A 12,831-nucleotide genomic window follows, 5' to 3' on the forward strand; every position below is an offset into this window, starting at 1 on the left:
GTACCCATATGATTAGAACACAGCAGGGCAATTGCCGTCAAGCACCCGCTGTCAGTCTGTCCCAGCCTCGAGCGGCGGCGCCAGCTTCACCGTAAGGACATCCTCTTTCCGGAGCGGCGATCCCTCCTGTATGCTTTGCTCTGCGGCAAAGCCCTTTCCATCTGTGGTGAGCTGCAGCCCCAGCAAATGTGCCAGCCCGTTCACGGTGCCAAGAGACCATCCTTTAATGTTTGGCATGGCATTGCTGTCGCCTGCCAGGAGAACACGGTCTCCCTTTAAAACAGTATCTCCGGCAGCCGGGTATTGCGCTGTGACATTGTCATTGCTCAGCGCTACAACCTGCAAACCAGCCTGCTCCAGCAGCTTTGTTGCTTCCTCCTTGCTTTTCCCTGCCACATTCGGCACCTTTACACTTTGCTCTTTTAACAGCTGCTTCATATGATCACCCGATGAAGGCTTGACCTGCAAATATTCCAGCGAATTTTTCGTCACCGACTTAAATATGTCAGCCAGCGGTGTTGCGCCGTATTGCCCATCCTGCAACTTCGGCTGTTTGATGGCCACGTAGACAAGCAAATCCGGATCTGCCGCCGGCGCCATGCCCATGAAAGAGAAAATATAATTCTCGCGGCCTTGCAAATAGCCATGCTCACCGGGAATTTGGGCGGTACCTGTTTTCCCCGCCACCGAATACCCTTCCATCCGGTACATGGTACCTGTTCCTTTCGGGGAGGTGATTACTGTTTCCAGCAAACCGCGCACCGTTTTTGCCGTCTCCTCCGTAATCGGTTCTCCCACGACCTCAGGCTTCTGCTCGAGCAGCACCTTCTGTGTTTCCGGATCCATAATTTTTTCCACTACATACGGCTTCATCATTTTCCCGCCGTTGGCAACGGCGGTAGCTGCCTGGATCTGCTGAATTGGCGTCACCGTGGAGCCTTGTCCGAACGCAGTTGTGACCTGCTGAATTGGCTTATCAAATAGAATCGTATTCTTGCCCTCTCCCGGCAAGTCGATGCCGGTCGGCTGATCCAGGCCAAATTTGTGCAGGTATTGGCGATAGCGGTCAAAGCCCAGCTTTTTCTCTGCCAAAATCGCAAACGCGACGTTCGACGAACGCTGTACGCCTTCGTTGAAGGTGATGGAGCCCCAGCCAAATCCGTTATTATGGTCGCCGATGTACGTTCCGCCCACACTGTATTTTCCAGATTGATAACGTTCCTCGCCATTGTACACACCTTCATTCACCGCAGCCGCCAGCGTGAAGATTTTCATCGTGGAGCCCGGCTCATACGCATAGGCAATCGGATCATTCAAGAAATACTCAATGTTGCGTTTGTTCGGGTCATAGCTCGGCCTGCTTGACATAGCCAAAATTTTCCCTGTTTTCGGATCCGCCACAATCCCCGCCAGCATAGATGGCTTGTATTGCTCAGCCGCCTTCGTCATGGCATCCTCCAAGAAGCTTTGGATGCGCTGATCCAGCGTCAGGTATACCTGCGCACCATTCCTCGGGGCCTTCACATTCTGCGTGCCATTGATCAGGGAATAGCCGCGGGCATCTCCTTGATATTCAATACTTCCGTTTTCCGCATGCAAGTATTTGTCCAGGCTTTTTTCCAAGCCGAACTGCCCTTCCAGCACTCCCTTGTCATCAGGCTTGGCATACCCCAGTATATAAGAGGCAAAATCCCCGTTCGGATAGTTCCGCATATTGCCCTCAACAAAGCTGATGCCCTTTAACTTCATAGCTTCAATCTTCTGCTTTTGTTCCTTGGACAACGTGCGTCCGGCTGATCCAAATTCCACTTGCCGGGCGTTGGGATGGTTCAGCCGCTCCAGAATGTCCTGCTCGCTTGTTTCCAACACCGCAGCCAGCTTCTTTGCGGTTTCCTCTTTATCAGCAACCACCTCGTCACCCTTCAGCGTGGCGACAAGCTTAAAGGATGTTACATCCTGCGCCAGCACCTGTCCGTTTTGGTCAAAAATCGTGCCTCGCCTCGCTTCCAGCACGCCTGTATGGCTTTGCTGCTCCTTCGCCATCTGCTTGACCGAGTGGCCGTGCAAAATGCCGACCGTTTCAATCCATAAAAACCGTCCGACCAACAGAAAAAAGAGCAGGGAAAAAGTGAGTGCGAGACATCCTGCTCCCTTATTGCTATTTAATTTGTTCATGCGCTTCCACTCCGCACCCTTATTTTAGCTTTTGTACATTACTTGCATTAATTTCCATGCCCATGCTCTTCGCCTTTTCCGCAATGCGCTCATAACGGCTCAGCTGCTCCACTTGGGCTTTCAAATCAGCATTGCTTTTTTGCTTCTGCTGCACCTTCACGCGCAAGTCCGCTTCCTGCCGGTTCACCTGGTACAGCTCTGATTTATTGGTAATCATGGTGATGGAGGCGTACAGCAGAAACAGCACGAAAGCACTGTACAGCACTTTCTCAAGACGGGTAAGCTTCCCCTTTTTGACTGCTTGTCCATGCTGCGGTGTTTGCGGCGGCTGGACTTGCGGCTGCTTGTTATATGTGACAGCAAGGTTTGTCATTCATCTATCTCCCCTCGTTTTACAATTTCTCGGCAATGCGCAGCTTGGCAGAGCGCGCACGGTTATTCGCCTCAAGCTCCTCCTCCGAAGCCAAAATCGGCTTGCGGTTCACCAGCTTCAGCTTTGGCTTGTAGGCATCGGGAATGATCGGCAATCCCTTTGGCAGCTGCGGCGTTGTGCTGTTTTCCTTAAATACGGTTTTACAAATCCGGTCCTCAAGCGAATGGAACGTAATCACACTGATCCGCCCGCCTGGCTTTGTCATCTCAATGGCTGCTTCAATGGCCTCTTCAAATACCTGCAGTTCGTCGTTTACCGCAATGCGTATCGCCTGGAACACCCGCTTGGCAGGGTGCCCGCCCGCACGGCGGGCTGGAGCCGGAATGGCTTCTTTAATCAGCTCCACCAGCTGGCTTGTTGTTTCAATCGGCTGCTGCGCGCGGTATGCTTCAATTTTACGGGCAATTTGCTTGGAGAATTTCTCCTCGCCGTATTGAAAGAAAATGCGGACAAGCTGTTCGTATGACCATGTATTGACAACATCATAAGCTGTAACCGGAGCATCTTGATCCATCCGCATGTCCAGCGGCGCATCATGATGGTAGCTGAAGCCGCGTTCCGGCGTATCCAGCTGCGGCGAAGAAACGCCCAAATCAAACAAAATGCCATCCACCGCCGCAATTCCCAGCCGCTCCAGCTCTTCGCGCAGGTAGCGGAAGTTGCTTCTGACGGCGGTAAACTGCCCGCCATACGCGGCAAACTTCTCTCTTGCATTCTGGATGGCAACCTCATCCTGATCAAATGCGATCAGACGTCCTGCTGGACCAAGCTGCGAAAGCAAATACGCACTGTGTCCGCCGCCTCCGAGTGTGCAATCTACATATGTACCATCCGGTCTGATGTCCAGGCCGTCCACAGTTTCCTTTAGTAATACTGTTACGTGTTTAAACATTGCTGCACCTACTTTTGTAAAATAATTCCTTTTTTCTGCCCATTCCCTTATTATACACTAAATTTTATCATCATTTACGGAAATATTGACAAAAAATCTGTCGAACTTGGATCAACATGCTTACTTTTTGTTTTCATTTGTAAAATGATGGCGATTGTTTAACACTTTTTCCTGCTGGCATCTCACACCCGGGACAAACACATTACTATTTTACAGTTAATTCCACATAAACAGAAAAAAATCCTGCCGCAAAGCAGGATTTTTCGTTATCTAATAAGCGTCATAATACTACACATTTATGCGTCCCATTCCACTGGTATGGGAGAACAGAAAGATCAGCGGCAAAGGAGAAGCCGTATTCATTTAAATAGTACATCACATTCCATATGCGTTCCTGCGGCGCTTGCAGCGGCCGCAGTGAAACGGCAATGCGGTCAAATTTTGTCAGGACCATCCCGTGGCGCTCTTCGATGCTGCGCTGTACCATACGCTCAAACAACAACAGCTGCTCTTCAATCTTTGCCGCATTCTTCCGGGCAAATGGCTGCAATCCCGGGCTGACGCGTTCTGCCATGCCGCGCAGCTGCTCATGAACCTGCCCGATTTGCCCGCGCGCTGCCGCGAAGACTTCTGCCACCGGTTCTTCCACCTGCTGGGACAGCCACTGCTCACGCGCCGAGGCCAATTGCCCTGTCAACACCTTCTCTTCCCCGAGAGACAGCTCCCTCATATCTGTCTGTACACCGCGCTCTATATGCGTAATCATGTGCCGCAGCACAACAGGAGGCATGCGGAAGTCCATTTCATGAAACACCTCCTGCAGCTCAGCCCAATAGGCCACCTCTCCCGGCCCGCCGATAAAAGCGAGAGTCGGAAACAAGTAGTCCTGCATCAGCGGGCGCGTAACTACGTTGTTGCTGAAGCGGTCCGGCTCACGGTCCGCCTGCTGAAGCAGCGCTTCCTCCGACAGCAGCTGCCTGCCTCCCTCATAGGAGAAGCCGCCTGCTTCCCGGTGCAGCAAATGCCGTCCGCTTTCCGTATGGAAAAACAAATGAATGCTGGTTGGCTTTGTTGTGATCATGAGCGGATATCCAGCCTGCTGCACTTTCTCCTGCTGCCGCGCAAGCGCTCCGCGAATGCCTTCCTGGCTCTGCAGCAGCTTTAACAGAAACGGCTTCTCGATCCGGCGCAGCTCATCATGGCCGGAATCAACAAGAATGAGCCCCTGCTCTTGAAACAGCACAGTGATGAGGCGCGCAAAGAAATCCACGTAGGTGCGCGATGCTTGCAGGCAGCGCTTCACCAGCTGCAGCAAATCATTTGTATACGCTGTTTCCCGATACGTTTTAAACACATCCTCCACCCATTGCAGGGCTGCAGCCTGATCCAGCTCCATATCGGAAGCGCTTAGCTTTTGCCATGTTTTCTGCGGCAGGACATGCTTCTTTACCTGCTTGTCGCGCAGGACAAATACGTGATTGATTTCCTCCAGATCATGGTCCTCACCGGCAATCCAGAACACCGGCACCACACGTACTCCGAGCTTCTGCTCCTGCTCGCGTGCCAGCTGCAGGATGGAAACAATTTTATGTATGGTATACAGCGGTCCCGTCAGCAATCCTGCCTGCTGTCCGCCGATGACTGTATATGTCTGCTCTTCCCCCAAGGCCCGGATATTATCCATCGTAAGCTTCCCTGCACCCAAATCGGCATTATATTGAAGCAGATGGCGGACAAGCTCCTGGCGCGGATAGACACGATTGCGAATTTCCTGCAGACGCTGCTGATAGCCCTCGTCCGACGGCGCATAATCAAAGCAGGATGCAATGAAGCTGCTTGGACTCGCGTAATCTCCTGCCGCCCCCTGCAACGGAACGGAGAGTTCTCTTAGTTCCATATCTTTCTTCCTTTCATGTCAGACGTTATTTCACCAACCAAATTGTATGGGATGTTTTCCGTAAAAGCAAAGAATTTCTCTTATCCTTGCAGCCCCTTTACAGATTGATATAAAAAAGATAGCAATGGCGCTGCTTTCCCCGATTTTTCAGACTCCCCCAAAAGGTATCCGACAATCGCATCAATTTCAGTTTCTCTTCCAGCCTGCAGATCAGCCAGCATAGAAGATGTATTGGCCGCCGTTTTCTCACATACATGGCACACACGCTCCCAATGCTCCTTGTCTTCCATGCCCAACACATGGGCTGCTTCAAGGAACACCTGCCGCATTGCTGACTGCAGATGCGGATTTTGCAGCAACGCCCCATTGGAAACCCGATACAGCGCAGTCAACGGATTGATACAGACATTTACAATCAGCTTGCCTTGCAGCACGCCTTGCCAGTCGTTTTCCTCTACAAACGGGAAGCTCTCCATGTGAAATAAACCTTCCGCATCCGCAAATGCCGCTGCCTCTCCACTCACAATGCCCAGCCGGGTCAAGCCGGGGCCTGTATGCCGCACTGTTCCAGGACCTTCCCGCTTTGCGCCATGCTCTACAATTCCTACTGCGGCAGGCTGCCGCAGCTGCTGCATCAGCTCCACGTGCGACATCCCGTTTTGCAAAAAGACAAGCCGGCTTTTTGCATCGGATAGATGCCGGATCACAGCTGGTATATCATATTGTTTCACCGCAACAAGCAAATAATCATCCTGCGGGATTTGCAGTCCCCAAACAACTGCACGCGGAAACGCTGTATGTTCCCGTTCTCCTCTAATGCAAGTAATTCCGTTGCGTTGAATATAAGCAGCCTGCTCTTTTGTCCGTGTATAAACCGTTACAGCATGCCCCGCACGCTGTATGTAATATGCAAACAGCAGGCCAATGGCTCCGCCTCCGACAATTCCCACTTTCATGCTTGTCTCTCCTATTTCCAGTTTCCATGCTTAGTGTAGCAAAAGTTTTGACAAAACAGGGAAAAAAATGTTCGCGCTTCATAAAATATATTGTATGAGTTATAATAGTAGTGTAAATATTTATACTTTTCTACATTTTCGCTTCGTTTATGGAGAAATAAGAAAAGGATGTGATACAAATGTATTTCCCGAAAGTTGAGCGATTGCGCATCAATTATAAAACGCTGGAAGAATTTAAAAAGTTTAAAGGCTGCGGCGCACAGGAATTGTCCATGCTGGAGGATCTGCAGGGCACCCTCGCCGAAAATGATTGCAATTCGCCGTTTTACGGCATCTATTACGGCGAGTCCCTTGTCGCCCGCATGAGCTTATATATGCAGCCGCAAAGTGAAAGCGCTGTCTCGGACTATCCATGTGTAGAATTGTTCAAGCTTGAGGTGCTTCCGGAGTTTCAGAGGCATGGCTTCGGAACGGCGCTCGTTGCATATGCCAAGAGCCTTGGCCTCCCCGTCAAAACGACTCCCCGGGTGCATTCAGAGCGTTTTTGGGAAAAGCAAGGATTTCAGGCTGTTCCTGACCCAAACGGCGTCAGCTATATTTGGCAGCCCCATGAAAATACTGAAGATGTATCGCAGGGTGCTTCCGCATAATGCCGATCCCGAAAAAAAACCAGCTGCAGGCGGCAGCTGGTTTCCTTATTTTTCGATTTGCTCCAGTACATCACGTTCCCGCAGCAGCTCCGTTTTTCTTTCAGGTGCAAGCATTTCTGTCCGTTTTTGGTCAATATACTCAAACAAATTGCGATACTGTTGTTCGTAGTGCGACAATCGCTGCGCCAGCCACTCTTTTTCCCGCTGCAGCTTTTCCACCTCATGCTGCAGCTGCGCCAGCCGCTCGCACAGCTCTTGTGTCTCTTGCTCTTTCCCGCTCTCCTTGTACTGCTGCAGGAATACAATCACATCATCTAATGTAAGTAAAGCAGTCGGCACCTGCCCATACTGCTTGGGCTCCTCTTTCGTCGTCATCGCCGCTTTCCGCAGCTGCTTTGCCTCTTCAATCTGTTCCTTATACTGCTTTCGCACACAGGAATTCCAGCGAAAGCCGCACGCAGCAGGAGTACGCGAAAGGTGGCGGCCGACTTCCTTGAAAGCGGACAGCTGAGTGCCGCCCTCGCGGATATGGCGCAAAACCACCTCCGAAAGCAGCAAGTCTTCCTCTTCTGTCCATGCGTCTTGACGTGTTGTTGCCATTCATTGCCCCTCCTTTGCATTTTGTATTAAACATATGCAAGTGCTAGAGGTGATAGAATGACAGATTGGAGGAAAATACAATTTCCCTTCGCAGATCTAGCGGCGGAAAAAGGCGGCAACCGCTTCGTGGTGGGCTTCTCCCTCCCAAAGCTGCGCGCATTGCCTGATTTCCTGCACCATCCGCTCCCTGAGCCCTGTCGCTTCCCATCTGCGGGCTGCGCTTTCCTTATAGGCGCGGAGCACCTCGGCACGCGGAATCAGCATCTCTTCTATCCATTTGTCGCATGAGAGCATGACATCGTCGAGAAACACCTCTTGAATAAAGCCCAGATCCTTTGCATCATGGGCGGTGAAACGGCGGGCTGAGCAAAGCAGCGTCATGGCTTCATCATGGCGCACCTTCTCCAGCAGCATGGCTGCGCCGCCCCAGCCTGTTGTAATGGCCAGATTTCCCTGCACAAAGCCAACGGTGGCTGTATGTGCCGCAAATCGATAATCACAGGCGGATGCAATCTCACAACCGCCCCCCACTGCTGTTCCATTCAACAATGCAATAGTCGGGACAGGCAGCAGCATCAGGTCATACAGCACGGTTCCCATACGCTGCAGCATGGGATAAGCTTCTTCTGTCGTACGAAGTGCGTGAAATTGCTGCAGGTCGCCGCCCGCACAGAAGGCATCGCCTGCTCCTGTAATGACCAATGCCTTCACATGAGGCAAATGCTTTATCTCATGAATCAATTGTTCAAACTCATCCATCATGTCATAATCCACGGCATTGCGCCGCTCCGGCCGGTTCAACGTGGCCCAAAGCACTCCCCGCTCATCCAATCTCCGCAATAATTTCTTCATGCCTCTCACCCCATCCTCATTCTACACGTACTCTATTTCGCTGCGAACGGCATATTTCCTGTTATTTCAACAAAAAAAGAAGGGCTTGGCCCTCTGAAGCATTCTCTGCTTCCGGACCAAACCCTTCTTCATCATTACTTGCTTACTACTTCCTTACCCTTGTAAGTACCGCAAGCCTTGCAAACACGGTGAGCCAACTTCATTTCACCGCAGTTTGGGCATGCTGTCATACCAGGCACCTCAAGCTTGAAGTGCGTACGACGCTTGCGCTTTGCAGTTTTGGATGTTCTTCTGAAAGGTACTGCCATTATTCCCACCTCCTTAAAGAGTGTAGCTTTCATGAAAATCTACAGATTTTCCTAGTTTTGTTTGTCAAAAAACTTTGCAAGGCCGGCCAAACGCGGATCGACTTTTTCTGTCTTCTCTACTTCGGTGACAACCTGCCAGTCCTGACCCTTCATCGGTGCTCCCCCTGCAGCTTCTGTGTCACAAAAAATCTGCATCGGGATTTCCAGAAGTATATTTTCCTTAATTGCAGGGAGTAAGTCAAGTACTTCTCCATGCAAATAATGAACATCAGCATCGCCTTCGTAATGCTCTTCCGGTGATGCCAAATATACCTCTGTCGTTTGGACATCAAATGGTAAGCTCACATCTACCAGAGTGCGGGAACAAGGAAGAACCATGGTCCCTGTAATCTGCAGATGGAAGGTGAACTTGTTGGCTCCAAGATCCGCCCTTCCTGTCACATGTACAGGCGAAATATCACGAATTTCGTGATTCACTTCTTTCAAGTCGCTCACATCGATGGCTTCATCAATTGTAAGTCCCTTGCTTCGATATTTGTTCAGTTGATGGATTGACCATTTCATAAAATCACCTCAAGGCAACAAAGAAAATTATAGTCGCGTATATACTATTTGTCAATATTTTTTCTTTACACTATAATGGAGTCAGTTACCATGCAATATACACATCTTATCAGGATTTCATACTTACGGAGGTGGGACGATTGAAAGCAGTCGGGATCGTGGTGGAATACAATCCCTTTCATAACGGCCACAGCTATCATCTGCAGCAAGCCAAAGCCAGGTCCGGCGCCGACATTGCCATTGCGGTCATGAGCGGACCCTTTCTGCAGCGCGGTGAGCCTGCTCTGATCTCAAGATGGCGCCGAACCAAAATGGCACTCGAAGGCGGAGTGGATCTCGTGGTTGAACTGCCCTATGCATTCGCGGCGCAAAAAGCTGAAACATTCGCGGCAGGTGCTGTATCCATTTTGGATGCTCTGCATGTTGACGCCCTTTGCTTTGGCAGCGAAAGCGGCGACATCACCCAGTTTACCGCTATCCTGGCCCACCGCCGGGCCAACCAGGCACAGTACGAAGCACATGTGCGGAGTCTGGTGAGAACAGGAATCAGCTATCCGAAGGCACAAGCACAAGCGCTGCAGGCCATTGCCAAGGACACTACGCTGGACGTTTCCCAGCCAAACAACATATTGGGCCTTCACTATCTGCAAGCGCTGCAAAGCCAAGGCAGCCAGGCGGCACCTCTTACTGTGAGGCGGCTTGCTGCAGGCTATCATGACCAGACCTTCGCGACAGACACCATTGCCAGCGCCACCAGCATCCGCAAACAGCTGGCCAACGGGGATATCTCAGCGATTGGAAATGTTGTTCCCGCCTCAACGCTTCATCATCTCCATGAATACTATCATACATATGGCACATTTCACGATTGGGAACGGTATTTCCCCCTGCTTAAATATAAGCTGCTCACCATGACAGCCGCACAGCTTGCCTCCATCTACGAGGCTGAAGAAGGGCTGGAGCACCGCGTGCTGGATTGCATCCGCGGTGCAGTATCGTTTACGGATTTGATGGAACAGCTGAAAACAAAGCGGTATACATGGACGCGGCTGCAGCGCCTTTGTGTACACATTCTCACCCATACGACAAAAGAGCAGCTGAAGGACGTGCAGTCCTCTCCTTATATCCGTCTGCTCGGCATGTCCCGTCAAGGGCAGAGCTATTTATCCATGCACAAAAAAAAGCTGAAGCTTCCGCTTGTGACACATGCGAAGGCTTACCGGCATCCGCTCTTTGAGTTGGATCACAAGGCGAGCGCCGTGTACTATTCTATTTTACCCGAACCGCTCCGTTCTCTCATGCTGAAGCAGGATTTTGTCCAGCATCCGCTCCGCTACGATGAGACGCCCAAAGCATACAGCTAAAAAGGAGGGCAGCGCCCTCCTTTTGGTTTCTTTGCTTATTTTCCGGGCAGCTTCTCCAAATAATGCAGTGCATCATCCCATGTATCCACCGGCACGATCTTCATCTTTGTCCCGATATCCTTGGCTGTCTTCACCGCATCCTTATAATTGGACCCGGCTTTGCCTCCTTCATTTGGCGCAAAGAAAATTTCTGCCCCCGCCTCGCTGGCCGCGACAATTTTTTGTGAAATGCCGCCAATCGGCCCAATGGTTCCTTTTTCATCAATGGTGCCCGTCCCGGCAATCTCATGCCCCTTCGTCAGATCACCCGGTGTCAGCTGGTTATAAATCTCGAGCGTGAACATCATACCCGCAGACGGCCCGCCGATTTGATGTGCATCAATTTTCACCTTCGGCTCCACCTGCAGCTCACTGTCCGTCACAATCTGCACGCCGATGCCCGCCCGGCCCTCAGGCTGATCCTTCAGCTGCTTCAGAGGGACGGCAGCCTGCTTCTTGTCTTTGTTGCGTTCGTACTCAATTGCAACCTGATCGCCAAGCTTTTTTGTTTTCATATACGCAATAAACTCATCAGCGGTCTGCAATGGTTTCCCATCCACGCTGCGGAGCAAGTCTCCCGGCTTAAACACCTTTTCTGCAGGCATGCCTTGGGATACAAACACCACGTATACCCCTTTATTTTCGTAGGATACCTTCTTGCCAGCGCGTGTATAGGCATTATAGATGGCCGCATTTTGAGATTCGTCCATCATGTGAGTCTGACGGAACTGATATTCCTTATCCGATTCACCCTTTTGCATAATCTGGTCCTGCTGATAAATCTCCTGGTACTTGCTTAGCTTCGCCACGGCATAGCTGATGACATTGGCGCGTGACATGGATACGGTCACCAGCATGAAATCGCCCTTCTCCTTTTCGCCGCCTTCCACCTGTACATAGGGGGACAGCTTTTCGGCAAGGCCTGGCTTCGTAATATAATACGGCAGCGGGATATACGTGATGCCGAATGCCACCAATGCCCCAATCAGAAATACATACAGGTACCGCATTCGTTTAAGCATGATTTCTCTCCTTCCAATCGGCAATAAGCGAGCGGATTGTCTCAATGTGCTTCTCCGCCTCCTCTTCGCCGACACGCACAATCTCTTCGATGTTGGTGAACGCCCGTGAGCTGAACTGCTCCACCGCGGGATGCAGCATCAAATCAGAAGCTGTCTGGCGGTGGTGCACAAGCTCATGCTGCATAATTTCAATGCTTTGCATGATTACATCATAAATGGAAGTGACTTCTCCCTGCACTTTGGTCGGGGATACATCCACAGCCAGCACGATATCCGCCCCGAGGTCCTTCACGACCGATACCGGGATGCGGTCAATGACCCCGCCATCCACGAGCAGCCGGTCCCCGATCCGTTCCGGCACAAAAATGCCGGGAATGGCGATGCTCGCCCGCACAGCCGGCGCAGCCGGCCCTTCCGTAAATACAACCTTTTCCCCTGTTAAGATATCGGTAGCCACCACTGCTGTCGGGATATCGAGCTGCTCAATATTTCGATTATATGTAAACACCCGAATCATTTCTTTCACCCGTTTCCCGGCAATAAAACCCATTTTGGGAACGGTAAAATCCAAATAATATTTTCGCTTGAACAGCTGTGACAGCTTATACAGCCGCTCCACATTACAGCCGGCCGCATAAAATGTGGCCACTAGCGCGCCCATGCTGCTGCCGGCGATCATATCAATCGGAATTCCGGCTTCCCGCAGCACTTTGATCACCCCAATATGAGCAAATCCTTTTGCTCCGCCTGATCCGAGCGCAAGACCAATTTTTGGTTCTCTCATGTCCTCACCCTTTGAAAAAAGTTCTCTCTGCCTATATCTTATGGTCTAAACCACTGACCTATCCTCGTATACTGAACTGAACGCTTGACCTATTTCGAAAAGCGGAGCCGGCTCGTTCAGCTCACCGAAGGGAGGTTCTCCGACCTGAGAGGCGCTTTTTGCCTCTCTGTGTCGGAGGTTCTCCCTGGCAGTGAGCTAGCCGGCACAGCTGGACATCACGAAAAGCGGAGCCGGCTCGTTCAGCTCACCGAAGGGAGGTTCTCCGACCTGAGAGGCGCTTTTTGCCTCTCTGTGT

General features: G+C 51.2%; 13 protein-coding genes. 2 read left to right on the top strand and 11 right to left on the bottom strand.

Going from position 1 to position 12,831, the window contains the following annotated elements:
* Positions 1–51: 51 nt before the first annotated feature.
* The 5 genes from NK662_RS17145 to NK662_RS17165 form a co-directional block, all read right to left on the bottom strand.
* On the bottom strand, positions 52–2,175 hold the full coding sequence (locus NK662_RS17145; RefSeq protein WP_254760168.1) for a penicillin-binding protein: 2,124 nt from the start codon (positions 2,173–2,175) through the stop codon (positions 52–54).
* Between the two features lie 19 nt (positions 2,176–2,194).
* Positions 2,195–2,548, bottom strand: coding sequence for a cell division protein FtsL (ftsL, locus tag NK662_RS17150; protein WP_254760169.1), 354 nt, complete (start codon positions 2,546–2,548; stop codon positions 2,195–2,197).
* Positions 2,549–2,567: 19 nt separating this feature from the next.
* Complete coding sequence (gene rsmH, locus NK662_RS17155; protein WP_254760170.1) at positions 2,568–3,500, bottom strand: 16S rRNA (cytosine(1402)-N(4))-methyltransferase RsmH; 933 nt, start codon at positions 3,498–3,500, stop codon at positions 2,568–2,570.
* Between the two features lie 280 nt (positions 3,501–3,780).
* Complete coding sequence (gene bshC / locus NK662_RS17160; protein ID WP_254760171.1) at positions 3,781–5,397, bottom strand: bacillithiol biosynthesis cysteine-adding enzyme BshC; 1,617 nt, start codon at positions 5,395–5,397, stop codon at positions 3,781–3,783.
* A gap of 80 nt (positions 5,398–5,477) precedes the next feature.
* Positions 5,478–6,353, bottom strand: coding sequence for a 2-dehydropantoate 2-reductase (locus NK662_RS17165; RefSeq protein ID WP_254760172.1), 876 nt, complete (start codon positions 6,351–6,353; stop codon positions 5,478–5,480).
* A 179-nt stretch (positions 6,354–6,532) separates the two neighbouring features.
* On the opposite strand from NK662_RS17165, the gene NK662_RS17170 reads away from it, so the two are divergent.
* A complete protein-coding gene (locus tag NK662_RS17170; protein ID WP_254760173.1) occupies positions 6,533–7,003 on the top strand; it encodes an N-acetyltransferase in 471 nt (156 codons plus the stop codon).
* 45 nt (positions 7,004–7,048) lie between these two features.
* Here NK662_RS17170 and NK662_RS17175 read toward each other — a convergent pair whose 3' ends face one another.
* From NK662_RS17175 to NK662_RS17190, 4 genes are all read right to left on the bottom strand, one after another.
* Positions 7,049–7,603 carry an RsfA family transcriptional regulator gene (locus NK662_RS17175; RefSeq protein WP_254760174.1) on the bottom strand — a complete coding sequence of 185 codons (555 nt, stop codon included), beginning with the start codon at positions 7,601–7,603 and terminating at the stop codon, positions 7,049–7,051.
* A gap of 96 nt (positions 7,604–7,699) precedes the next feature.
* A complete protein-coding gene (locus tag NK662_RS17180; RefSeq protein ID WP_254760175.1) occupies positions 7,700–8,455 on the bottom strand; it encodes an enoyl-CoA hydratase/isomerase family protein in 756 nt (251 codons plus the stop codon).
* A gap of 134 nt (positions 8,456–8,589) precedes the next feature.
* A complete protein-coding gene (gene rpmF, locus NK662_RS17185; RefSeq protein ID WP_254760176.1) occupies positions 8,590–8,763 on the bottom strand; it encodes a 50S ribosomal protein L32 in 174 nt (57 codons plus the stop codon).
* Positions 8,764–8,814: 51 nt separating this feature from the next.
* The gene (locus NK662_RS17190; protein WP_254760177.1) at positions 8,815–9,327 is read right to left on the bottom strand and encodes a YceD family protein; all 513 of its coding nucleotides are present in this window, start codon (positions 9,325–9,327) and stop codon (positions 8,815–8,817) included.
* Positions 9,328–9,467: 140 nt separating this feature from the next.
* Between NK662_RS17190 and NK662_RS17195 the strand changes: the two genes are divergently transcribed.
* A complete protein-coding gene (locus NK662_RS17195) occupies positions 9,468–10,691 on the top strand; it encodes a nucleotidyltransferase (protein ID WP_279665002.1) in 1,224 nt (407 codons plus the stop codon).
* Positions 10,692–10,726: 35 nt separating this feature from the next.
* Here NK662_RS17195 and NK662_RS17200 read toward each other — a convergent pair whose 3' ends face one another.
* Together NK662_RS17200 and NK662_RS17205 are read right to left on the bottom strand one after the other, a co-directional pair.
* Positions 10,727–11,752, bottom strand: a complete 1,026-nt coding sequence (locus tag NK662_RS17200; protein WP_254760178.1) for a SepM family pheromone-processing serine protease — start codon at positions 11,750–11,752, stop codon at positions 10,727–10,729.
* A complete protein-coding gene (locus NK662_RS17205) occupies positions 11,745–12,536 on the bottom strand; it encodes a patatin-like phospholipase family protein (protein WP_254760179.1) in 792 nt (263 codons plus the stop codon). Before NK662_RS17205 ends, NK662_RS17200 begins: the two co-directional genes overlap by 8 nt.
* Positions 12,537–12,831: the final 295 nt, after the last annotated feature.

The sequence above is a fragment of the Ectobacillus ponti genome (assembly GCF_024294785.1).
GTDB lineage: Bacteria > Bacillota > Bacilli > Bacillales > Bacillaceae_G > Ectobacillus > Ectobacillus ponti.